This window comes from Rhodomicrobium sp. R_RK_3 (assembly GCF_002198715.1).
GTDB lineage: Bacteria > Pseudomonadota > Alphaproteobacteria > Rhizobiales > Rhodomicrobiaceae > R-RK-3.
The window spans coordinates 1-22,271 of sequence record NZ_MWLK01000008.1; the positions used below are offsets into that span (position 1 = coordinate 1).

Annotated in this window: 16 protein-coding genes and 1 tRNA gene; 14 read left to right on the top strand and 3 right to left on the bottom strand. The window is 65.9% G+C overall.

The window, feature by feature from the left end:
* Window positions 1–411 precede the first annotated feature (411 nt).
* Together pcaF and BLEFHOIH_RS03790 are read left to right on the top strand one after the other, a co-directional pair.
* Window positions 412–1,611, top strand: a complete 1,200-nt coding sequence (pcaF, locus tag BLEFHOIH_RS03785) for a 3-oxoadipyl-CoA thiolase (protein ID WP_088343186.1) — start codon at window positions 412–414, stop codon at window positions 1,609–1,611.
* A 213-nt stretch (window positions 1,612–1,824) separates the two neighbouring features.
* Window positions 1,825–2,595 (top strand): NYN domain-containing protein, encoded by a 771-nt coding sequence (locus BLEFHOIH_RS03790; protein ID WP_088343187.1) that lies wholly within the window; start codon window positions 1,825–1,827, stop codon window positions 2,593–2,595.
* Window positions 2,596–2,649: 54 nt separating this feature from the next.
* Here BLEFHOIH_RS03790 and BLEFHOIH_RS03795 read toward each other — a convergent pair whose 3' ends face one another.
* Entirely contained in the window at window positions 2,650–3,441 is a 792-nt protein-coding gene (locus tag BLEFHOIH_RS03795; RefSeq protein ID WP_088343188.1) for an RNA methyltransferase, read from the bottom strand.
* Window positions 3,442–3,644: 203 nt separating this feature from the next.
* Here BLEFHOIH_RS03795 and BLEFHOIH_RS03800 point away from each other — a divergent pair.
* Window positions 3,645–3,729 (top strand) — tRNA-Tyr (locus BLEFHOIH_RS03800).
* A 261-nt stretch (window positions 3,730–3,990) separates the two neighbouring features.
* Window positions 3,991–4,308 (top strand): antibiotic biosynthesis monooxygenase family protein, encoded by a 318-nt coding sequence (locus BLEFHOIH_RS03805; RefSeq protein WP_088343189.1) that lies wholly within the window; start codon window positions 3,991–3,993, stop codon window positions 4,306–4,308.
* A gap of 83 nt (window positions 4,309–4,391) precedes the next feature.
* Here BLEFHOIH_RS03805 and BLEFHOIH_RS03810 read toward each other — a convergent pair whose 3' ends face one another.
* Entirely contained in the window at window positions 4,392–5,807 is a 1,416-nt protein-coding gene (locus BLEFHOIH_RS03810; protein ID WP_088343190.1) for an aldehyde dehydrogenase family protein, read from the bottom strand.
* 281 nt (window positions 5,808–6,088) lie between these two features.
* Here BLEFHOIH_RS03810 and BLEFHOIH_RS03815 point away from each other — a divergent pair, with 281 nt between their 5' ends.
* The 10 genes from BLEFHOIH_RS03815 to BLEFHOIH_RS03860 all read left to right on the top strand — a co-directional run bounded on the left by BLEFHOIH_RS03815 (window position 6,089) and on the right by BLEFHOIH_RS03860 (window position 20,680).
* Window positions 6,089–7,006, top strand: a complete 918-nt coding sequence (locus tag BLEFHOIH_RS03815; protein ID WP_088343191.1) for an AraC family transcriptional regulator — start codon at window positions 6,089–6,091, stop codon at window positions 7,004–7,006.
* 2 nt (window positions 7,007–7,008) lie between these two features.
* The gene (locus BLEFHOIH_RS03820) at window positions 7,009–8,562 is read left to right on the top strand and encodes a winged helix-turn-helix domain-containing protein (protein WP_088343192.1); all 1,554 of its coding nucleotides are present in this window, start codon (window positions 7,009–7,011) and stop codon (window positions 8,560–8,562) included.
* Window positions 8,563–8,718: 156 nt separating this feature from the next.
* Window positions 8,719–9,531, top strand: coding sequence for a GNAT family N-acetyltransferase (locus BLEFHOIH_RS03825; RefSeq protein WP_088343193.1), 813 nt, complete (start codon window positions 8,719–8,721; stop codon window positions 9,529–9,531).
* 60 nt (window positions 9,532–9,591) lie between these two features.
* Window positions 9,592–10,209: a LysE family translocator gene (locus BLEFHOIH_RS03830; RefSeq protein WP_170936983.1), complete on the top strand. Its 618-nt coding sequence runs from the start codon at window positions 9,592–9,594 to the stop codon at window positions 10,207–10,209.
* 377 nt (window positions 10,210–10,586) lie between these two features.
* Complete coding sequence (locus BLEFHOIH_RS03835; protein WP_088343195.1) at window positions 10,587–11,258, top strand: protein-L-isoaspartate O-methyltransferase; 672 nt, start codon at window positions 10,587–10,589, stop codon at window positions 11,256–11,258.
* 279 nt (window positions 11,259–11,537) lie between these two features.
* Entirely contained in the window at window positions 11,538–12,980 is a 1,443-nt protein-coding gene (locus BLEFHOIH_RS03840; protein ID WP_245296861.1) for a TolC family outer membrane protein, read from the top strand.
* A 162-nt stretch (window positions 12,981–13,142) separates the two neighbouring features.
* Window positions 13,143–14,768: a DUF2497 domain-containing protein gene (locus BLEFHOIH_RS03845; RefSeq protein ID WP_088360682.1), complete on the top strand. Its 1,626-nt coding sequence runs from the start codon at window positions 13,143–13,145 to the stop codon at window positions 14,766–14,768.
* 156 nt (window positions 14,769–14,924) lie between these two features.
* Window positions 14,925–17,606, top strand: coding sequence for a valine--tRNA ligase (locus BLEFHOIH_RS03850; RefSeq protein WP_088343198.1), 2,682 nt, complete (start codon window positions 14,925–14,927; stop codon window positions 17,604–17,606).
* A gap of 334 nt (window positions 17,607–17,940) precedes the next feature.
* Entirely contained in the window at window positions 17,941–19,665 is a 1,725-nt protein-coding gene (gene ilvD, locus BLEFHOIH_RS03855) for a dihydroxy-acid dehydratase (RefSeq protein WP_088343199.1), read from the top strand.
* Between the two features lie 40 nt (window positions 19,666–19,705).
* Window positions 19,706–20,680, top strand: a complete 975-nt coding sequence (locus tag BLEFHOIH_RS03860; RefSeq protein ID WP_170936984.1) for a tetratricopeptide repeat protein — start codon at window positions 19,706–19,708, stop codon at window positions 20,678–20,680.
* 657 nt (window positions 20,681–21,337) lie between these two features.
* On the opposite strand, the gene xth is transcribed toward BLEFHOIH_RS03860, so the two are convergent.
* Window positions 21,338–22,117 (bottom strand): exodeoxyribonuclease III, encoded by a 780-nt coding sequence (xth, locus tag BLEFHOIH_RS03865; protein WP_088343403.1) that lies wholly within the window; start codon window positions 22,115–22,117, stop codon window positions 21,338–21,340.
* Window positions 22,118–22,271: the final 154 nt, after the last annotated feature.

Here is a 22,271-nt window from a genome sequence, read left to right on the forward strand (position 1 = left end):
GACGGCCGTCAGGCCGAGCCGGGACCCAATCATATTTCCGCTATTGCTGCGGCAAGTGGAGAAGCGAGTGGGCCCCGGCTCTACGGCCGGGGCGAAGGAATCGAAGTTTTGCAAAGGTCTTCATGGGGAGAGGGTTGGGGTGAGGGGGTAATACCTATTGTTAGGTCCGCGACATTGCTTCGCGGATAGGCATTACCCCCTCACCCGGCGCGCTGACGCGCGCTCCCCATGGGAGAGGGCTGAGCTGCGGCAAGAGAAGCGTTGTTTCCAGCCAAAGTGATCCCGCTCCAGGCGGCACGATGCCGAAGGCTGCGGACAGGGAAAAGGCTTCGCGCTACCCTGACGGCGGGGAGATCGGACGGAGCCTGCCGCGCCGCGCAAGCCGGCCGGGCCGCACGCCAAGGAGACGCCATGAGAGACGCCTGGATCTGTGACTATATCCGCAGCCCCATCGGCCGCTATGGCGGGGCGCTGGCCTCGGTGCGCGCGGACGATCTCGGCGCGGTGCCCTTGCGGGCGCTGCTCGACCGCAATGCCGGGCTCGACCCCGCCGCCATCGACGAGGTGATCTTCGGCTGCGCCAATCAGGCGGGCGAGGACAACCGCAATGTCGCGCGCATGTCGCTGCTGTTGGCGGGGCTGCCCGACAGCGTGCCGGGCGTCACCGTCAACCGGCTCTGCGGCTCGGGCATGGACGCGGTCGGCACGGCGGCGCGCGCCATCCGCGCGGGCGAGGCCGATCTGATCGTCGCGGGGGGCGTGGAGTCGATGACGCGGGCGCCCTTCGTCATGGGCAAGGCGGATGCCGCTTTTTCCCGCAGCGCCGAGATCTACGACACCACCCTCGGCTGGCGCTTCGTCAACGCCAAACTGAAGCGCGCCCATGGCGTCGACTCGATGCCGGAGACGGCCGAGAACGTCGCCGCCGAATTCGGCGTCAGCCGCGCCGACCAGGACGCCTTCGCGCTGCGCTCGCAGCAAAGGGCCGAGGCCGCGCGCGAGCGCCTCGCCGAGGAGATCGTGCCCGTGACCATCGCCCGGCGCGGCGGCCATGTCACCGTGTTGGCCGACGAACATCCGCGCCCCGATACGACGCTGGAAGCGCTGGCGAAATTGCCGGCGCCGTTCCGCGAGGGCGGCACCGTCACCGCCGGCAATGCCTCCGGCGTCAATGACGGCGCAGCGGCGCTGATCGTCGCCTCGGAGGCCGCCATCGGGCGGCATGGCCTCAGGCCGATCGCCCGCGTGCTCGGCATGGCGACGGCGGGCGTCGCGCCGCGCATCATGGGCTTCGGCCCGGCGCCGGCCTGCGAGAAGCTGATGCGCCGGCTGGAGCTGTCCATCGGCGATTTCGGCGTGGTCGAGCTGAACGAGGCCTTCGCCTCGCAGGGGCTGGCGGTGCTGCGCGCGCTCGGCATCCCGGACGACGCCGACGACGTCAATCCCAATGGCGGGGCGATTGCGCTGGGCCATCCGCTCGGGGCGTCGGGGGCGCGGCTGGTCGGGACGGCCGCCTATGAGCTGCGCCGCCGCAAGGCCAGACGCGCCCTCTGCACCATGTGCATCGGCGTGGGGCAAGGCATCGCCCTGGCGCTCGAGGCAGCCGATTGACACCGTCGCCCCGGACGCCGCGAAGCGGCGAGCCAGGGCCAAATCCCAGATCCGCAAACATTGCGCAAGCGGAGAGGCGAGTGGGCCCCGGCTCTTCGGCCGGGGCGACGAGGATGGGGAGGTCTTGCGCCGCCAAGCCTTCATTCAGCCCTTCTCCAATCGCACCGAACGGGGGTATTCATGATTCGCTAGACCTCAGCCCAAGGCGCCATCATGGCCGACGACAACCGCCTGCCCCGCTTCGCCATCCTCATCGATGCCGACAACACCTCGCCGCGCATCGCCGCCGGGCTGTTCGAGGAGGTCGCCAAGTTCGGCGAGGCGAGCGTGCGCCGCATCTATGGCGATTTCTCCAGCCAGCGCCTGCGCTCCTGGGCGGAGATCCTGCCGAAATACGCCATCGACCCCTATCAGCAATTCGCCTACACCACCGGCAAGAACGCCTCCGACATCGCCCTCGTCATCGACGCCATGGACCTCCTGCATAGCGGCCGGATGCAGGGCTTCTGCCTCGTCTCCTCCGACAGCGATTTCACGCGGCTGGCCTCGCGCCTGCGCGAACAGGGGGCCGATGTCTACGGCTTCGGCGAGCAGAAGACGCCGGAAAGCTTTCGTCAGGCCTGCCGCCGCTTCATCTACACCGAGAACCTGCTGCCCGAGGCGCAGATCACCGCCCCCGAGGAAGGGCGGCTGCCGCGCGCGCTGCAGCCTGCCAGCGCCGCCATCCCGATCCTCAACAAGGCCATCGCCCAGATCGAGACGGAAGACGGCTGGCTCGGCCTCGGCGTGGTCGGCCAGCGTCTCGCCAACATCGCGTCGGATTTCGACCCGCGCACCTACGGTTTCCGCAAGCTCAGCGATCTGGTCCGCAAGACCGCCGCCTTCGACCTCGACCAGCCGGAAGGCCGCGCGATGCGCATCCGGGCAAAGCCGGCGCCGGCCGCCAAAACCCGGCGGCAGGGCGAAGGGCCCGCGAAGGCGTAGCGATGCGGCGATCGATCCCGGTCAAAGCGCGGGGCGCATAATCCGCAACGTCTTCTAAACCGCCGCCCGGCGCATCTTGAATGCCATCATATGCAGCGCGATGGCGGCGGCGTTCGACACGTTCAGGCTGGCGATCGGGCCGAATGTGGTCAGCGCGCAGATGGCGTCGCAATGCTCGCCCGACAGCCGCCGCAAGCCGCGATCCTCCGCGCCCAGCACCAGCACCAGCCGGTCCGGCACCGGAAAATCCTCAAGCGCGACCTCGCCGCCCGAATCGAGGCCGAGCCGGGTGAAGCCGCGCTCGCCCGCATCGGCCAGCGCCCGCGCCAGATTGGGCACCTGCACGATCGGCACCAGATCGAGGCCGCCCGAGGCCGCCTTCGCCAGCGCGCCCTGCAGCGGCGGGCTGTGCCGCGCCGTCATCAGCAGCCCGTCCGCGCCGAACACCGCGGCCGAGCGCAGGATCGCGCCGACATTATGCGGGTCGGTGATCTGGTCGAGGAAGATCAGGAGGCGCGCATCGGGCAGATCGTCGAGCGTCAGGTCCGGCAGCGGCTCGGCCTCGACCAGGATGCCCTGATGCACCGTGTCCTCGCCCAGCTTGCGGTCGAGATCCTTCGGCGTGACGCTCTCGATATTGCGCAGATCGGGACGGATGGCGGCGATGCGCTGGGCGGCATTCGGCGTCGCGTAGACCTTGCGGATGGCGCGGCGCGGATTGGCGAGCGCGGCCTCGGCGGCGTGCAGCCCGTAAATGCGGATGACGCCGTCATCGGCACGCCCCCGCCCGCCGCGCGGCGCCCCGCGGCCCGGCTTGAAATGCGACGCGGCGCGGCGGTCCTTCATGGCACTCATCCTCGCGGAAAATGGCTGTCATCGATCTGCGCAAGAGCCATTGAAATCCCAAACCGTTCCGCCTATAAAACCGGCGTGGCGAGGGCAACAGCGCATTTGCATCCCTTGCCATGTGATGCTACGAACCGCAAGCCGCAACGCTGGCCGGTTCGGCTGGCGGCCGTGTCCTCCGGATACGAGCCGCGGCAATTCCTGGAGAGGTGCCCGAGTGGCTAAAGGGGACGGACTGTAAATCCGTTGGCTAAGCCTACGTTGGTTCGAATCCAACCCTCTCCACCAATTGCCTTCGCCAACGTTTCCGCTGACGCTTAGTCCCCTGTCCGCTCCACGCCAGTGGAAAAGCGGGCGTGCATATGGTACGTTCGCGGCGTCGAGAAGGACCAGAACGGCGTCGGTAAGCCCGTTCCCTCGCAAGAGGCTCCGTACCGCCCCAGGGCGGACCCGCGACAAGCAACCGGCGCGCGCTGCCGGAGCTTGACGCACGGCGTTTGCTCGTCGCATGCAGGCTCCGGTGGGCGCGCTCAGCGAGGAGCAAGTCCAATGCCGATCATCCAGTCCCACACCGACATCATCACGCAGATTAACGTGTTCACTGTGCCAAAGGGTGAACAACAGGCGTTGATCGACCATTTGGCCGGCGCCGCTCGGGTCGCCCGAGAGGTCGACGGCTGGCTGTCAGCGAGCCTTCATCGCAGCCTCGATGGCACACGCGTCGTGAACTACGCCCAGAGCGCCAATTTGGAAGCGGCACGTCGCGTGTTCGACCATCTGCAAAGCAAAGGTCTGATCGACGGAAACAAGCGCTATGGCGAGGCGCATCCGGGGCTTTACGAAGTCGCCTTCACTTTGGACCGGTGAGGATAGCGCCGCCCGCCAATGCGACAGCAGGGGGGCGGCGTTGGTTTACATTGATTGTTCCGGGGTGGGTCGCTCACCCACCCTCAGCCGTTCATCACCGTCTTCGGCTCGAAATACGCATCGAGCCCGAAGCTGCCCATCTCACGGCCGAGGCCCGACTGCTTGAAGCCGCCGAACGGCGCCAGCGGGTGCGCCTGCAGGCCGTTGACGATGACCGTGCCCGCCATGATCCGCAGCGCCACCCGGCGCGCCCGTTCCGCATCGGGGGAAAGGACATAGGCCTGTAGCCCATAGGGCGTATCGTTGGCGATCCCGATCGCCTCCTCTTCCGAACGGTAGGTGATGATCGAGAGCACGGGGCCGAAAATTTCCTCACGCGCGATCGTCATGCCGTTGCTCACATTGGTGAAAACAGTCGGCTTGACGAAATAGCCCGCCAATCCGGACGGCCGTCCCTCGCCGCCGATCAACACCGCCGCTCCCTCCTCGATGCCGAGCCGGATATAGCGCTGCACGCGCTCCCACTGCGTCAGGCTGACCATCGGGCCGATCTGGGTGTCGGCCTCGCGGGGATCGCCGACCTTGATCGTGGCGACAACATCTCTGGCGATGGCGGAGACCTCGGCCAGCCGGTGTTCGGGCACGAGGATGCGGCTGCCGGCGGTGCAGGCCTGGCCGCTATTGAGGAAACCCGCAGTAATGGCGAGCGGGACAGCCTGCCCGAGATCGGCATCGTCGAGGATCACGGTCGGCGACTTGCCGCCGAGTTCGAGCGTCATGCGCTTTATCGTGTCCGCGCCCGCGCGCAGGATCGCCTTGCCCGTCACCGTCGAGCCGGTGAACGAGATCTTGGCGACGTCGGGATGGCGGGTCAATTCCGCCCCCGCCACATCGCCTCGGCCGGTGACGATATTGAACACCCCGGCGGGGAGCCCGGCCTCGTGCAGCGTCTCCGTCAGGATCTGCGTCTGGATGGCGCTCATCTCGCTCGGCTTGATGACGCAGGTGCAGCCGGCCGCAACCACCGTCGCGAGCTTCGCGCAGACGATGAGCGCGTCGGCATTCCACGGCGTAATCAGGCCGGCGACGCCGACCGGCTCCATCACCACATCGGCCGTGCCGATGCGGCGGGTCAAGGCATAGTCCTCGAGCGATTGCGCCGCTGCCATGAACAGCCCGCCCGACCACTCAGGCCAATAGGCGGCCACCGAACGGGGCGCGCCGAACTCCTCGATCGCGGCTTCGGTCAGCGCATCGGCGCGGGCCAGCACGCAATTGCGCAGGCGGTGCAGGATGGCGATGCGCTCTTGCTTGCCGGTGCGCGAGAAGGCCGGAAACGCCTGTTTGGCGGCGGCGACGGCGCGGCCCACATCCACGGCGTCCGCAAGTCTCACCCGGCCGATCACCTGGGCGGTCGCGGGGTTGAAGAGATCGAACATCTCTTCGCCATGCGGGGTCACGAAGCCGCCATTGATGTAAATCTGCTCGATCATGCGCATGAAATCGTCCCTATGGCCGTTGCGTCGGGTGGGGGCGCGGCCCCCGAATGAAGGGGCGACCGTTGCCCGGCGCGCGGCGGGACGTATTGTTGAAAAGGGACAAAAGGGCGGGATGGGCGTCGGCATTCGCGAGGGGCGGGCGGCTCAAAACGACAATTGTAACCAAATAATTCTCGCGGCGGCTTGAGCCCGGGCGAGGATTCGAGCTACGCAAGCCGTGTGGAGAGAGCCCCGCGTGGCCGCTTGCTGGCAGGCACCCAAAATCCCAACCCACGAGTTCTATGCTTCCATCGCCAAAGATCTACCGCCCGTCTCCCGCGCTGGCGGGAATCGTGGATTGCATCGTCGACCTGGATTTCCCGGACGGCGAGGCGGCAAAGGCGCTGACGATCAAGGTGCTGCCGACCACGGCCCCGGCGCTGGTGCTGCTCTACCGGCCGGACACGCAAGCGGATTGCCGCTGGCGGTTCGGGCCGAAGGGGTTTGCGCATAAGGGCGACATGCATGCGGCGGCCAAGCTCGAGACCGGCATCGTCACGATCTACCCGACCGGCCCCATCGGCGCGCTGATCGTCTGCCTGAAGCCGGAGGCCGCCGCTTGCGTGATGGGCGCGCCGGTCGAGGACTTCATGGACCGGCGCATTGCGCTCGGCCAGGTCTTCGGCGACGGCGAGGTCTCCCTGCTCGAGGAGATGCTGGCCGAGTCCGGGGACCGCGCCGGCCGGTTGGCGTGCGTCGAGCGCTTTCTGCTGGCGCGGACGCGGCGCCCCGCGTCCGATCCCATCGTCAGCCGGGCGGTGGGGCTGCTCCGCCGGGCGCCCTCCTTCCCGGTGCAGCGGCTCGCCTCGACCTTGGACATCAGCGAAAAGCAATTCCGGCGCCGCTTCCACGCCGCCATCGGCTCGAACCCGAAGCAGTTCGCCCGCATCGCCCGGATCGGGCGATCGCTGGTGGAGCGCCGGCGCGGGGCGAACTGGGCGCAGGTCGCCCATGCGTGCGGCTATCAGGACCAGGCCCATCTCATCCACGATTTCAACCAGATCGTCGGCCGGCCGCCGGACGCGTTTCTCGGCACGGCGGCGATCCTGCCGGGGATGGAATGGTTCTCCTTCGCGGCTCGGGCGCCGGGCTCGACCGGCGGCCGATATGACCGGTGTGGGCCTGGAGCCTATGCTTCCTCGAACCATGAGGCAGGTTGAGTATGCGGTACCGTTTCGCGGATTGCGAACTTGACAGCGACCGCCTCGAATTGCGGCGGGCGGGCCAGCCGGTTCCGGTCGAGCCCCAGGTTTTCGATCTCCTGCGCTATCTCGTCGAGAATGCGGGGGTGGCGGTCTCCAAGGACCAGATCTTCGAAACCATCTGGCGGGGCCGGATCGTGTCGGATTCGGCGCTGATCAGCCGCATCAAGTCGGTGCGCAAGGCCATCGGCGACAACGGTCAGGATCAGGAGATGATCAAGACCCTGCACCGGCGTGGCTTCCGATTCATGCCTCCGGTCACGGTACTCGGGACGGCGACGGCAGCCGCGAATGCGGAAGCCGGCGAATCCGCGGAACCCGATCTACAGCCGTCGCTGATCGTGCGGCCGCTGAAAAACCTGAGCAGGCTCCCGGACTCGGAGCAACTGGCCGAGGGGATCACCAACGAGCTGGTCCGGCTGTTGTCGCGCTCGCGCTGGCTGAAGGTCGTCGCAAGCGCCTTCTGCCCGCTGCATGAGCCCTCGCCCGGGGCTCCATCGCCCGGAGGAGCCTACCGGTTCCATTATGTGCTGGATGGCAGCATCGACCGGACCGATACGCGCCTGCGGCTGAATATCCGCCTCATCGATGCCGGCGACGGCACGCAGATCTGGTGCGAACGCTATGACCGCGACGTGACCGATCTGTTCGACGTCCAGGACGAGTTGGCGCAGGTGATCGCGGGGACCCTCGAGCCTGAACTCGCCAGGATCGAGGCGGTCGCGGCCGACGCAAAAGAGGCCGAGACGCTCGGCGCCTGGCGCTTGTGCCTGCAGGGGTACGAACATCTCTTCCGCTTCACCCGCGAAGGCTCCGCGGAGGCGGCGCGCCTGTTCTCGCGCGCCATTGTCCTCGATCCCCAGCTCGGACGGGCTCATGCGGGCCACTCTTGCGTCAATCTCCAGGAGGCTTTCTATGGCGATCCCGCGAGCCGGGCCGTGAGCCTCGAGAAGGCTTTGGCCTTCGCCCATCACGCCGTGGCGACCGATGAGCGCGATGCCTTCGGCTATTACGCGCGGGCGCGGGCGCACACGATGAAACATCAGCTCAACGAGGCGGAAACGGCATTGCGGACGGCGCTCAGCATCAATCCGAGCTTCGCGCAGGCCCATTTCGCGCTCGGTTTCATCCGGGCCACCCATGGCCGCCCGGACGAGGCGCTCGGTTTTTTCGAGCGCTTCACGGTGCTCAGCCCCTGGGACCCCTTTGGCTGGAGCGGCGATAATCTGCGCGCCCTGTCGTATTTCCGGTTGGGCGATCTTGCGAAGGCGGAACTTTACGCGCGGCGCTCCGTCAGTCAGCCGAGGGCGACACGGTGGCCGTTCGCGACGCTGGTGGCCGTGCTCGGGGCCGAGGGACGCCCCGAAGCCGATCAGGGGCTCCATCACCTGCTCGAACGCAAGCCGGACTATTCCATCGCCGTCGCCCGCGACGACTTCTTCTTCATCAACGATCCGGATCTGGAGGCGCGCTATGTCGCCGGGCTGAGGGCGGCGGGCGTGCCTGAACTCTGAGCGTCTTAGGGCAAAAGCAAATCCCGTAAAATCTCCACGGTTCGTCCCCGTTTCCTCCACGCTCTCTCCATGTCCCGATTTGGAGGAGCCGTTACCGTGTCGGAGTTGCCGCAGCCACGGCAATTCAACGCCGTCCTCCTACCCAGAGAGTTCACCATGCAAAACCCCAATCGGGCCGCCATTGCGCCCGAGGCCGTCCGCTCGCTCGATCAGCTCGTCTCGATGTGGGAGGTCATCGTCGCCGATCGCGGCGATGCCGACCTTCGCGCCTTGCCCGGTTTTACCGTCCGCTGGGCCGACAACCGCTTTGGCTTCTGGAATACCCTGGTCTTCACCGAAATGAATGCCGACCGCAAACGCGCGGCGGCAATTCTCGCGGAGGCGTCCGCCTATATGCGGGGCAAGCGCCAGTCCGGTTTGATCTGGGTCTGCCAGGAATATCTGACGCCGCCCGCTCTGGAGGAGCTGCCGGCCATTGCCGCCGAGGCGGGGCTGGCTTATGCGCTGACCTGCCACGGCATGGAAGGCGACTTCCTGCCCATCCCGGAGCCGTCTCACGCCGAGCTCAGCTTCGTGCGGGCCAGCACCGAGAACCTCATGCGGGCCTATGGCGAGATCAATGCCGCAGGCTATGGCTGGGGACCGGACGTCGGGCATGAGGGCCTCGGAAACTCGCCCCTGTGGAAGGACCGGATGCAGTCCTGGCTCGGGCTGGCGGACGGCGTGCCGGTCTCGGCGGCGGCCACGATCGCCAATCAGGGCTGCCTCTTCGTGGCGCTGGTCGCGACCGCGCCGGCCGAGCAGAGAAAGGGCTATGGCGAGGCGACGACCCGCAAGGCGCTCTACGAAGGGTTCAGAGCGACCGGGCTGACCCGCGCCGTGCTCCACGCGACCGATGCCGGGATGCCCGTCTACCGCCGTATCGGCTTCCAAAAGGTCGCGACCTTTCAATGCTTTGGCCTGGCGTAGCGCGCTAGCGCAAACAAGACGAGGCTCGAAGACAATGCATCCTGATCACGGATGGCTCTGATGGATGCGAGAGCCGTGCCCGTTCTGCTGGCGGTATCGATCACGCCCGGCCTCTGCATGATGCTGGCCTTGACGCTGGGGGCGACGATCGGCGTGCGCCGCGCCATGTGGATGATGATCGGCGAATTGATCGGCCTCGGGCTCGTGAGCGTGCTGTCGCTCACGGGCGTCGCCGCGATCATGATGGGCCATTCCGATGTCTACGCCATCGGCAAGGCGGCCGGCGGACTCTACCTGCTCTATATCGGCGTCCAGATCGCGCGGACCGATTTTCAGGTGCTTGCCGGGATCTCGAAGGCGGATCCTACCAGCGCCGGCGCCGCCGCCGCCGCGCTCGTGACGCGGGGCTTCCTCGTGGCCATCGGCAACCCGAAATCCTGGCTGTTCTACGCCGCGCTGCTGCCGCCATTCATCCGGCCCGACAGGCCGCTGCTGCCGCAGGTGGCTTGGCTGGTGTCGCTCTTGCTGCTCATCGAATTCCTGTCGCTGATGCTCTATGCGGGCGGCGGGCGAGCGGCAAGAACAATGCTGCAAAGCGAAGTGTTGGCGCGGGCGTTTTTCTTCATCGCCGGCGCGATCATCTTCGGCTTTGGCATCCAGATCCTTCTCGAAGCTTAGGTTTACCGCCCGCAAGGCGGCAGGGTTGGAGCGGATCGGCGGACATAGTCCCCGGCCATTTGACGGCGGGCGCGGGGCGGCCGATCAAGCGGCCCAATCGCACATATTGGCGCATGCGCCGTTCGCCTGTGGACCTGCGTCGTTTCTGCCACGCCCGGCGCATCGGCCCCGCTTGCGGCCCGCGCCCGCAAATCCCTTGCTGGACAGGCCCCGAATCGCCGGCGAGCGGCCTGAGCGGGCCGTGCCTTCCGGCTGTCTGCCTTCGCCCTCGGCGCCTGAAACACCTTGCGGGGGCTTGGCAAAGCGTCCGGGTTTGTTAATCTCCAGCCCGGCAGGCGCGGCCGCGCCGTTCGCCGCAATTTTCCGCAGAGGTTTCGATGACCAGTTTCAAGGCTGAGAGGGACACCATGATCGAGTCCCAGATCCGGCCCAATGCGGTGACGGATCCCGAACTGCTGAAGGCGTTGGCCGAGACGCCGCGCGAAATCTTCGTGCCGCCGTCGCTGCGCAGCCTCGCCTATATGGACGCGCCCTTGCGCGTCGAGGCGGCGCGGGACGGCAATCCGGCTCGCTATCTTTTGGCGCCGATGGTGTTCGCAAAGCTGGCCCAGATCGCCAGGGTGCGCAGGACCGAGCGCGTGCTCGATGTCGGCCCCGCGACCGGCTATTCGACGGCCATTCTGGCAAGGCTCGCCAAGTCGGTCGTGGCGCTCGAATGCGACGCCGGACTGGCGGCGCTGGCCAAGGACGCGCTGGCTGCTCAAGGCGTCCAGAATGCAGAGCTGGCGATAGGGCCGCTCAACCTCGGCGTGCCGGAGCGGGCGCCCTACGACGTGATCTTCATGAACGGCCGCTTGGCTTGCGCGCCGGACAAGCTTCTCGATCAACTCGCGCCCGGCGGACGGCTCATCGCCGTTACCGGCAGCGAAACATCGGCCAAGGCGCGCATCTTCGCCAATGTTGATTCGTCTGTGCAGGAGACAATCGAGTTCGACGCCAACGCAGATTTGCTGCCTGGTTTCGAATCGCGCAAGATCTTCGCATTTTGACAATCTTGAGTTGTAACAGCGGCAAAAAGGCAACGAAGCTGGAAAAAGCTCCAGTCATACCGGGCTTTCAACGGCTTTCGCCTTCCCCCTGGCCAGATGGGGCTCTATTTCTTCGTTAAGTCAGGGCGGGCGAAGATTCGGGGTGCCCCTGTTGGCATTTTTTAACAAGTGCTCAGAAGGGAACGGACAGGGATGCGTTGCAGACCTGAAGGGAAACCAAGCGCTTTGCGTGCGATTCTAAGACGCTACGCGGGCAAGACGCTTATAGTTTCAGCATTTATGATGGGGCTTTCCGGCAGCGCAGCGCATAGCGAGAGCCTGCTCGAGGCATTGTCGTCGGCATATCTGTACAATCCGACGCTCAAGGCGGCGCGTGCCCAGTTGCGCGCGACGGATGAGGAGGTGCCACGGGCGATCTCGGGCTTTCGCCCCACGGTCAGCGGCCAGGTCCTACAGACCTACCAGCACATCGAGACCAACCCCTCCGCTCCCGGCATCGAGGGGGACACGGACCCGCGCGAATATTCCGTCACGCTGAACCAGCCGCTGTTCCGCGGCTTCCGGACCATCAACGCCGTGAAGGGCGCCGAAGCCCTGGTCGAAGCCGGTCGTGAGGATCTGCGCTCGTCCGAGCAGCAGGTGCTGTTCAATTCGATCACGGCCTATGTGGACGTCGTGCGCGACACCGCCGTGCTGGAGTTGCGGCAGAATAATTTGCGCGTGCTTAGCGAACAGTTAAGGGCGGCGCAGGACCGGTTCGAGGTCGGCGAGGTGACCAAGACCGACGTGGCGCAGGCGCGTGCCCGCACCAGCGGCGCGACCTCGGACATCAGCGCGGCCCGCGCCAATCTTCAGGCCAGCCGCGCCACCTACGCCCAGCTCATCGGCAATGCGCCGCGCACGCTGCGCGACCCGGGACCCTCCCGCGTGACGCCACGGTCGATGGAGGAAGCTCTGCAGATCGGCGAAGGCGAGAATCCGACGATTCTCTCGACGCTGTTCCGTGAGCGCGCCCAGGACCACGCCATCAAGCAGGTGAAGGGCGAGCTGTTGCCGTCTGCCGATCTCCAGGTCAATTACACCATGCTGAACGGCGAGACCGGCGTCGGCGTCAAGCGCGAGGACATCACCACGGTGACGGGCGTGCTGACGGTGCCGATCTACCAGGCCGGTGAAGTCTCGGCCCGCATCCGTCAGAACATCGAGACGCGCTCGCAATTGCGGCACCAGATCGACGAGGCCCGCGAGGCGGTCCGCGCCAACATCATTTCGGCATGGGGCGTGCTGGTATCGGCCAGGGCGCAGATCATCTCCGATCAGGCCCAGGTGGATGCGAACCAGATCGCGCTCGCCGGCGTGAAAGAGGAAGAGAAGGTCGGTCAGCGCACCGTTCTCGACGTGTTGAACGCCGAGCAGGAATTGCTGAACTCGCAGGTCAATCTCGTGACCTCGCGCCGCGATCTGGCTGTCGCCTCCTACGCGCTGCTGGCCTCGATCGGGCGGCTTTCGATCAACACGCTGTCGCTGCCGGTGGAACAGTACGATCCGACGAAACATTACCGCAATGTGAAGTGGAAGTGGATCGGCTGGTCGACCTCGGTCGAGGAAAGTGAAGCCGGGCCGGCAGTGGCTCCGGTCACCGCGACCGGACGCACGCCGGGCCAGCCTTCCGGCGACGGGCCTGCCTATACCGGCTCGTTCCGCGATTTCTTCGCCCAGTAGTTGAGTGTAGCAGCCGAGTCGCACATAATAAGGGAGAGCAGAGCTGCGCAAGATCGTGTGGCTGGCTGACTTGATCGGAAATCGGTTGCTCGTGCGTGGACGGAGACCAGCCCGGCGGATCGCCGGCTAGCTTATGTCGCTACGCGAGCGGCGGAGGAATGGATGCGAAAGCCAGAGCAGTCACCCGAGCCCTCCATCGAGGAGATCTTGGCGTCGATCCGCAAGATCATCGCGGATGATGGCGGACAGGCGCAGCCGGTCGCGCAGCCGAGGCCCATCTATGCCAGCAGCGGCCCGAACGTGACGCAGCATCCGTTCCCCTCGCACGACCGCCAGCCGCGCGAGCGCGACCCTTACGAAGCCGAGCCCGTCGAGTTCCAGGCCGATGACGAGATCCTCGAGCTGACCGAGGATTTCATGCTCGAGGAGGAAGCCGGGGCGGCGAGCGGCGCGGATTATGCCGAGCCGGCCGGACCGCAGGCGGCGGCGCAGCATCAGGAGCGCTATGCCGGCGCGGCGCCTTCGCTGGCCGAAGAGCTGAGCATGGGGGCGGGGCTTGAATCGGTCCTGTCCAATGTCGTCGCCGAAGTGAACCGCCTCTCCTCTGCCAAATCGGCCGAGGCGCCGCCGGGACCCGGTCCCGGCCCGGATTGGCCCGAGCCGGTGGCCAAGGCCCCTCGTGCCGTTCCTCCCGCGCCGCGCCTGCCCGCCCGCGACGATGCCGACGCCCAGAATCCGGGGCCTGCCCATGCCAGGGGCACCGCGAACGCCGCCGAGCGGTCCGGTCCGCGTCCGGTCTGGTCCGCCCGCCGGCTCGAAGGCGATGCCCCGCCGCCGCGCGCCCGCAGCACCCAATTCCGCACCGAAAAGCCCGCCGCCGTGCCGCCGCCCCCCGCCGAGGACCAGGCCGTCTCCGGCCGCGACAATTGGGCGGACGGCGTGCAGATGCCGGTGCCCGCCTCCGGTCCCGCCGCGCCCTTCCCGCAATCGCCGCGCGAGGAGCCGGAACCCGAGCTGCCGGTCCCGTCCGATGCCGCGCCCCAGGCCGACATCGAGAAGGAAAAGAGCTTCGTCGGCGACATGCTGACCAAGGTCTTCGGCGCCACCGCCAAGAAGACCGAGGAAGCGCCCCCCGTGGAAACGTCCGGTCCGCAGGCCAAGGCCGAGGAACTGGCACGCACCACCATCGCCGATTTCGCGGCGGACAAATTGCGCGCGCCGACGCTCGGCGAAGCGCTGCATGCGGATAAGCCGTTCATGGACGCGATCACCAATTCGCTCGCCCACGCCCTGGCGGAGAACGAGGCCGCGCATAGCGAGCCTCTCCCGGACGACCTGCCAGAGGCGCTGCTGCCGCCCGACGCGGATCTGGCGCATTTCGCCTCGCCGATGAACGAGCCCGCCCTGCGCGCCGTGACCGCGCCGCCGCCCAAGCCGCGGCTGCACAAGGCCGAGCCGGTGATCGAGCCCGAGGAATTGCCCCGCGACGAATTCGACGAGCCCGCCCCTTTGGAGGCGGCGATGTTCGTCCATCCCCGCGACGAGGGCCTATCGCGGTCCGTGGCTGTTCGCCAGCCGGCGGGCGCGCCCGTCGAGGCCAAGCCGGCGATCGCGCTGGCGCTGGCGGGCGGCCTGGAAGAGAGCATCAAGGAAATGGTCAAGCCCTTGATCGTCGAATGGCTGAACGAGAACCTGCCGCGCATCGTCGAAAAGGCGGTACGCGAAGAGCTGGCAGGGCATCTGAGCCTGCCCAATGGCGCCTCGGGCGAGCGCGGGCCGCGCCGCTAATCCGCATCGGTGCCTGTAAATCTCCGGCAGCGGGTTGACGCTCGAACGCTCTGGCGCTTAAGTGCTCACATCGTGCGGGACAGGCATTTCTCTCGGTCAATGCGGCCGGAGACAGCACCCGTCAGCACAAAATCTCCTTTTGATTGCTTAATCATCATGCTCGAGAAACATTACAGCCCGTCCGACATCGAAAGCCGGATCTACCAGCAGTGGGACGACGCCGGGACCTTCCGCGGCGGCCGCAAGAACGCCGACGGCACGCCCGCCGAGCCGTTCAGCATCGTCATCCCGCCGCCGAACGTCACCGGCTCGCTGCATATGGGCCACGCGCTCAACAATACGTTGCAGGACGTGCTGGTCCGTTTCGAGCGGATGCGCGGCAAGGATGTGCTCTGGCAGCCGGGCACGGACCATGCGGGCATCGCCACGCAGTCGGTGGTGGAGCGGCAATTGATGGAGCGCCAGCTCCCGGACCGCCGCGCCATGGGCCGCGCGGCCTTCGTCGAGCGCGTCTGGCAGTGGAAGGAAGAATCGGGCGGCACCATCACCGGGCAGTTGAAGCGCCTCGGCGCCTCCTGCGACTGGTCGCGCGAGCGTTTCACCATGGATGAGGGCCTGTCGCGGGCCGTCACCAAGGTCTTCGTCGATCTCTACCGCCAGGGGTTGATCTACAAGGACAAGCGGCTGGTCAATTGGGACACCAAGCTGCTGACCGCGATCTCCGATCTCGAAGTGCAGTCGGTCGAGACCAAGGGTCATCTCTGGTATTTCCGCTATCCGATCAAGAACCCCGGCAAGCTGAAGCAAAAGTTCATCGTGGTCGCCACGACGCGCCCCGAAACGATGCTGGGCGACACCGCCGTCGCCGTGCATCCGGACGACAAGCGCTGGACGAAATATATCGGCAAGATGGTCGAGCTGCCGCTGACCGGCCGCGAGATCCCGATCATCGCCGATGAATATGCCGATCCCGAGCAGGGTTCTGGCGCGGTCAAGATCACGCCCGCGCATGACGAGAACGATTTTGAGGTCGGCCGCCGCCACGACCTGCCGCTGATCAACATCTTCGACCAGCATGGCGCGATGAACGAGAACGTGCCCGAAGCCTATCGCGGCATGGACCGGTTCGACGCGCGGGTGCGCATCGTCGCCGATCTAGAGGCGCTGGACCTTGTCGAGAAGATCGAGCCGCATCTGCTGAAAGTGCCTAAAGGCGATCGCTCGGACAGCATCATCGAGCCCTGGCTGACCGACCAATGGTATGTCGACGCCAAGACGCTGGCCGGTCCCGCCATCCAGGCGGTCGAGGACGGCCGCACCGTCTTCGTGCCGAAAAACTGGGAAAAGACCTATTTCGAATGGATGCGCAACATCAAGCCCTGGACGATTTCGCGCCAGCTCTGGTGGGGCCATCAGATCCCGGCCTGGTACGGCCCGGACGGCGAGATTTTCGTTGCGTTCAACGAGGCCGAAGCCCAGGCGCTGGCCGAGGCGCATTACGGCAAGCCGGCCGAGCTGCGCCGCGACGAGGACGTGCTCGACACCTGGTTCTCCTCTGGCCTGTGGGCATTCTCCACGCTCGGCTGGCCCGACGAAACGCCGGAACTCGCGCGCTATTACCCGACTTCGGTGCTGGTCACCGGCTTCGACATCATCTTCTTCTGGGTCGCCCGGATGATGATGCTGGGGCTGCATTTCATGCATGAGGTGCCGTTCCACACGGTCTATATCCACGCCCTCGTCCGCGACGAGAAGGGCCAGAAGATGTCGAAGTCGAAGGGGAACGTCATGAACCCCCTCGACCTCATCGACGAATATGGCGCCGACGCGCTGCGCTTCACCCTGGCCGCCATGGCCGCGCAGGGCCGCGACATCAAGCTGTCGGCGAACCGCGTCGAGGGCTACCGCAATTTTGCGACCAAGATCTGGAACGCCGCCCGCTTCGGCGAGATGAACGGCTGCAAGAGCGTTGCGGATTTCGATCCGTCCTCCGCCAAGGAAACCATCAACCGCTGGATCGCCGGCGAGGCGCAGCGCGCGTCGGCGGCCGTTACCGAGGCCATCGAGCAGCAGCGCTTCAACGATGCGGCCAACGCGGCCTATCAGTTCGTCTGGCACACATTCTGCGATTGGTATGTGGAGCTGGCCAAGCCGATCCTGACCGGTGCCAGCGAGACCGCCAGGGCCGAGACCCAGGCCATGTTCGCCTGGACCTTCGACCGCATCCTGGCGCTGCTGCATCCGTTCATGCCCTTCATCACCGAAGAGCTGTGGCAGCGCACCGGCGAGGCGGTCGGCGGCCGCGACAGCATGCTGATCGTCGCGCCCTGGCCTGAGCTTTCCAGCCTCGAGGACAAGGCGGCCGACGCCGAGATCGCTTGGGTGATCGAATTCGTCTCCGAAGTCCGCTCGGTGCGCTCGGAAATGAATGTGCCGCCCGCCGCGCAGGTCCCGCTGGTGATTTCCGGCGCCGGCGACGCCGTCAAGGCCCGCGCCGAACGCCATCGCGACACGCTGGCCCGGCTCGCCCGCCTCTCCGCCATGCGATTCGAGGCCGCCCCGCCCAAGGGCGCCGTGCAGATCGTCATGAAGGACGCGGTGCTGGCTTTGCCGCTCGCCGACATTATCGACCTCGCCGCCGAAACCGACCGGCTGCGGCGCGAAATCGACCGGGTGAAGGGCGAGATCGCCAAGCTCGATCAGAAGCTTTCGGACGAGAAATTCACCGCGCGGGCACCGGACCATGTGGTCGAGGAGAATCGCGAGCGGCTGGCCAATGCCGCCGCTGCCGAAAAGCGCCTTCACGATGCTTTGAAGCGCCTCGAGGCGGCGGCGTAAGTGGCTTGTACGCCACAGATGCCAAAAGATTTAGCGGGATGACGTCGGCTTTGCGCGTTATCTGTCCAGGCCATACCAGAGTTTGAATGCCGCTGTTGCCTGGACGCAACGTACTGCGGCATTCCTGCCTCCTTTACGCCATAAAACTTTTCGACCATGCAATCATCGATTGGATGCATGGCGTAGTTGCATGGCCTTGGGCTGAAAACCATTTAAACCAAAGACATATTCGGCATTCTGTAAGCGTTGCCAAGTTTCTCATCGCAGAAGAAACACGCGGTCTGTGGCGTACGCTACGGTTGAGCAAAGCCCCTTGGGCGGATTAGAGTTCACGATGGAAGTAAAGATCTTCGATAAGAAGAACCTGCCAAGCAGGCATGTAACAGTGGGCCCGGAACGGGCGCCGCATCGATCTTACTACTATGCGATGGGACTCACCGAGGAGCAGATCAACCAGCCTTTCGTCGGCGTCGTTTCTTGCTGGAACGAAGCAGCTCCCTGCAATATCTCCCTCATGCGCCAAGCGCAGACGGTCAAAAAAGGCGTCGCCGAGGCGCATGGCACGCCGCGCGAATTCTGCACCATCACCGTGACCGACGGTATTGCGATGGGCCACCAGGGGATGAAATCCTCGCTGGTCTCGCGCGAGGTCATCGCCGACAGCATAGAAGTCACCATGCGCGGCCATTGCTACGACGCGATGGTCGGGATTGCCGGCTGCGACAAGTCTTTGCCCGGCATGATGATGGCAATGGTTCGCCTTAATGTCCCCAGTATTTTTCTGTACGGTGGCTCGATCTTGCCAGGCAAGTTCAAGGGCCGCGACGTAACTGTGGCCGATGTCTTCGAAGCGGTCGGACAGCACTCGGCGGGCAATATGTCGGATGAGGACCTGCATGAACTGGAATGCGTCGCGTGCCCGAGCGCGGGTTCGTGCGGCGGCCAGTTCACCGCGAACACCATGGCCTGCGTCTCCGAGGCGATGGGTCTGGCCTTGCCCGGTTCCGCCGGCGCGCCGGCGCCCTATGAAAGCCGCGAGCGCTACGCCCATGACAGCGGGCGCGGCGTGATGCAGCTCCTCGCCCAGAATATCCGCCCGCGCGACATCGTCACCCGCAAATCGCTGGAGAACGCCGCGACGGTGGTTGCCGCCTCCGGCGGCTCGACCAATGCGGCTTTGCACCTGCCGGCCATCGCCCATGAGGCGGGTATCGACTTCGATCTGTTCGACGTCGCCGAGATTTTCAAGCGCACGCCCTATGTCGCCGACCTCAAGCCCGGCGGCCGGTACGTGGCCAAGGATATGTACGACGTGGGCGGGATGCCGGTGCTGCTCAGGACGCTGCTCGATGGCGGCTTCCTGCATGGCGACTGCCTGACCGTCACCGGCCGGACCATCGCTCAGAATTTGGAAGGCGTCACCTTCCCCAGGAATCAGGTGGTGATCCGCCCGGTCGATGAACCGCTGTCGCCGACCGGCGGCGTCGCGGGCCTCAGCGGCACGCTCGCGCCCGATGGCGCCATCGTCAAGGTGGCCGGGTTGCACGCGCTGCAATTCCGCGGCCCGGCCCGCTGCTTCGACTGCGAGGAAGACGCTTTCCGCGCCGTCGAGGACCGCCAGTACAAGGACGGCGACGTGCTGGTCATCCGCTATGAGGGCCCAATCGGCGGTCCCGGCATGCGGGAGATGCTGTCGACCACGGCGGCGCTCTACGGCCAGGGCTCCGGCGAGAAGGTGGCGCTGATCACGGACGGCCGGTTCTCCGGCGCGACGCGCGGCTTCTGCATCGGCCATGTCGGCCCGGAAGCGGCGAGGGGCGGCCCGATCGCGCTGGTGCGGGACGGCGACACGATCTCGATCGATGCTGAGACGGGACGGCTCGATCTGGAGGTTTCCGCGCAGGAACTCGAGAAGCGTCAGGCGGATTGGAAGCCGCGCCTGACGGACTACCGGAGTGGGGCCTTGTGGAAATACGCGCAGCAAGTGGGGCCGGCGCGCATGGGGGCTGTCACCCATCCGGGTGCGAAGAGCGAAATCATCGTTTATGCGGATCAGTAAGATGCGGCAAGTCTTCGGGGTCGTTGCAGCGCTCGTTCTGATGGCGTTGCCCTTGTATCAGTCGGGAGCGCAGGCCGCGTCCCCGCGCTCCGCCGAGGACGATCTGTCCGTGGCGGAGGAGGCGTTCAAAGCCGGGCGTCCGGATACGGGTGTTGCCGCGCTGCAGCGGGCGGCCGACCAGGGCAGCCTGGCGGCGATGCTGCGCCTCGGCCGGATTTTCGAGGAAGGCCAACTGGTCAAGGCCGACAAGCTGAAAGCCTGCCGGCTCTACAGCGCTGCCGCCGAACGCTATTCCGACGCCGACCGCTTCACCCCGTCCGCGCCGCTCGTCGCCGAGGCTTTCCGCCGCTGCGCCGCCTGCTATGCGGCCGGGCTGTCGGTTCCCGGCTGGGACCGCAACATGAACATGGCGGCTCAGCTTTATTTCCAGTCCGGTGTCATGCTTGACGATTCCGCCAGCCTGTTGGAGCTGTCCAAGCTCTACCTGACCGGCGACGGCGCGGCGCAGAACACCACGCTGGCGATTCACCTGCTCGAGACCGCCGCGCGCAAGCGCTATCCCCCGGCCCAGGCCTATCTCGGCTGGCTGATGTGGGAGGGCAAGCTGATGAAGCAGCGGCAGGGGCCGGGTCTGGCCTTGCTGATCCTCGCCAATGAAAACGCCGAGCCCGAGGACATGGGCTGGATTCGGCCCCTGGTCGAGGACGCGCTGCTGATGGCCTCCAAGGAGCTGGAGCAGGAAGCGCGCGATCTGGTCGAAAAATACAAGGCGGTCTACCCCGCGAAGCGCCAGAGCGCGCCGCCGCTGGGCGATCCCCAGCTTCAGCGCCAGAACATGCTGCTCGATCAGGTGGCGCAAGGCGAGGTGCCACCGCCGGTCCGCTCGCCGGCGCGCGAGGCCAAGAATTTCAACTTCAACCTGGCCAAGGACACCGACCATTTCGGCAACCAGACCACCGGCGCGCACCTGCCGCCCGGTGTCGAGCCCAACCAGAAACTGGAGCCGCAGCGCTAAGGGTTGATTGCTCAGCCGGCGCGCCGCCACCGCGATCAACGCCATCTCTCTTAGGCGGGGTGGGGTTCGAGAGTCCGCAAGCCGTGACCCGGCACGCTAGCGCGTGCCACCCTCTCCCTTTGGAGGGGTGAGGCTGCGGCGAGGGGTGGCGCATGGCGTCAAACCACGGTAAAGCTCCGCTCTCGCGTTAGATTGCTGGGTGCCACTATTCTTTCCCTCTCCCCTCGGGGAGACTTTGCGCTTCCCGACAACTCCGTCGCCCCGGCCGACAGAGCCGGGGCCTACTCGCCTCTGCGCGAGCACGGTGCTCGCTGGTCCGCCAATGGGTCCCGGTCCGGCCTGACGGCCGCCCGGGACGACGCGAGGAGGCGCCCACGCAATTGCGCAAGTCTATCAATTGCGAGAGGCGTATGCGAAGCATGCCGAGCACGGTCCGGCTGCGGCGCGTCTAACCAAAGCGCGATAAGAATGCACCGGCTCGCCAACCCTAAAACGAGATCCCCGCGAGGCGGGGATCAGCACGCCGCAGCGCAAAGGATTGGGCAGAGGTCTAATTTCGCGTCCGAAACTATTGGCTCCCGGCCTTCGCGAGGATCCGAGTGGCCTCACCTCGCAAGCCTCTAGACCCGCCCACGCCAGCCTGCACCAGTCCCCTGCCTAATTCAGCACCGCCCAGACCGGCACGTGATCGGACGGCTTTTCCCGGCCGCGGACATGTTTGTCGATGCCGCTGGCCTCGAGCCGTCCCGCCGCCTCCGGCGAGAGCAGCAGATGGTCGATGCGGATGCCGTTATTGCGTTGCCACGCGCCGGCCTGATAATCCCAGAAACTATACAGACCCGCCTCATTGGTGCAGGCCCTGAGGGCATCGCGCAGACCCAGATTCAGCAGGCCGCGGAAATGCCGCCGCGTATCCGGCAAGAACAGCGCATCTCCCACCCAAGCCGCCGGGTTCGCCGCATCGGCCGGCGTGGGGATGACGTTGTAATCCCCGCCGAGCACCAGCGTCTCCTCATAGGTCAGCAGCGTGCGCGCGTGCTGGCGCAGCGCGTCCATCCAGCGCAGCTTATACTCGTATTTCCCCGTATCGGGCGGATTGCCGTTCGGCAGGTAGATCGAGGCCACCCGCACCGCCTCGTCAGGCAGGCCGATCACCGCCTCCAGATAGCGCGCCTGCTCGTCCTCGGGGAAGGTCGGCAGCCCCAATGTCACGTCACTGATCGGCCATTTGGAGAGGATCGCCACGCCATTGTAAGATTTTTGACCCAATAGCGCAATATTATAGCCAAGATCTTCAAATAGTGTTCTCGGAAAGCTGTTGTCCTGACACTTGATCTCCTGCAGGCACAGCACGTCCGGTTGTGCTTCGGAGATCCATTGGCTGACGGCCTCGGTCCTGATCTTGACGGAATTGACGTTCCAGCTTGCGATCTTCAAACCCATCCACATGCCTTTCGAGCGAATCGGAAGGGCACAGATTTAGTCATATTTTGTGGCAGCCCGCCAGAGCTGTAGCCGAGAATCAACAATGCGCCCCCAAGTTTGGTCCCGAGGGATTTGTGACTTGTAACGCGGCTTCCAGCCATCACAA

Excerpts from the sequence above, each read along its gene's own strand:
- ilvD (WP_088343199.1), top strand. The coding sequence starts at position 17,941 with ATGGAAGTAAAGATCTTCGATAAGAAGAACCTGCCAAGCAGGCATGTA.
- BLEFHOIH_RS03840 (WP_245296861.1), top strand. The coding sequence starts at position 11,538 with ATGATGGGGCTTTCCGGCAGCGCAGCGCATAGCGAGAGCCTGCTCGAG.
- BLEFHOIH_RS03835 (WP_088343195.1), top strand. The coding sequence starts at position 10,587 with ATGACCAGTTTCAAGGCTGAGAGGGACACCATGATCGAGTCCCAGATC.
- pcaF (WP_088343186.1), top strand. The coding sequence starts at position 412 with ATGAGAGACGCCTGGATCTGTGACTATATCCGCAGCCCCATCGGCCGC.
- BLEFHOIH_RS03850 (WP_088343198.1), top strand. The coding sequence starts at position 14,925 with ATGCTCGAGAAACATTACAGCCCGTCCGACATCGAAAGCCGGATCTAC.
- BLEFHOIH_RS03805 (WP_088343189.1), top strand. The coding sequence starts at position 3,991 with ATGCCGATCATCCAGTCCCACACCGACATCATCACGCAGATTAACGTG.
- BLEFHOIH_RS03845 (WP_088360682.1), top strand. The coding sequence starts at position 13,143 with ATGCGAAAGCCAGAGCAGTCACCCGAGCCCTCCATCGAGGAGATCTTG.
- BLEFHOIH_RS03820 (WP_088343192.1), top strand. The coding sequence starts at position 7,009 with ATGCGGTACCGTTTCGCGGATTGCGAACTTGACAGCGACCGCCTCGAA.
- BLEFHOIH_RS03795 (WP_088343188.1), bottom strand. The coding sequence starts at position 3,441 with ATGAAGGACCGCCGCGCCGCGTCGCATTTCAAGCCGGGCCGCGGGGCG.
- BLEFHOIH_RS03825 (WP_088343193.1), top strand. The coding sequence starts at position 8,719 with ATGCAAAACCCCAATCGGGCCGCCATTGCGCCCGAGGCCGTCCGCTCG.
- BLEFHOIH_RS03815 (WP_088343191.1), top strand. The coding sequence starts at position 6,089 with ATGCTTCCATCGCCAAAGATCTACCGCCCGTCTCCCGCGCTGGCGGGA.
- BLEFHOIH_RS03830 (WP_170936983.1), top strand. The coding sequence starts at position 9,592 with ATGGATGCGAGAGCCGTGCCCGTTCTGCTGGCGGTATCGATCACGCCC.
- BLEFHOIH_RS03790 (WP_088343187.1), top strand. The coding sequence starts at position 1,825 with ATGGCCGACGACAACCGCCTGCCCCGCTTCGCCATCCTCATCGATGCC.
- BLEFHOIH_RS03860 (WP_170936984.1), top strand. The coding sequence starts at position 19,706 with ATGGCGTTGCCCTTGTATCAGTCGGGAGCGCAGGCCGCGTCCCCGCGC.
- BLEFHOIH_RS03810 (WP_088343190.1), bottom strand. The coding sequence starts at position 5,807 with ATGCGCATGATCGAGCAGATTTACATCAATGGCGGCTTCGTGACCCCG.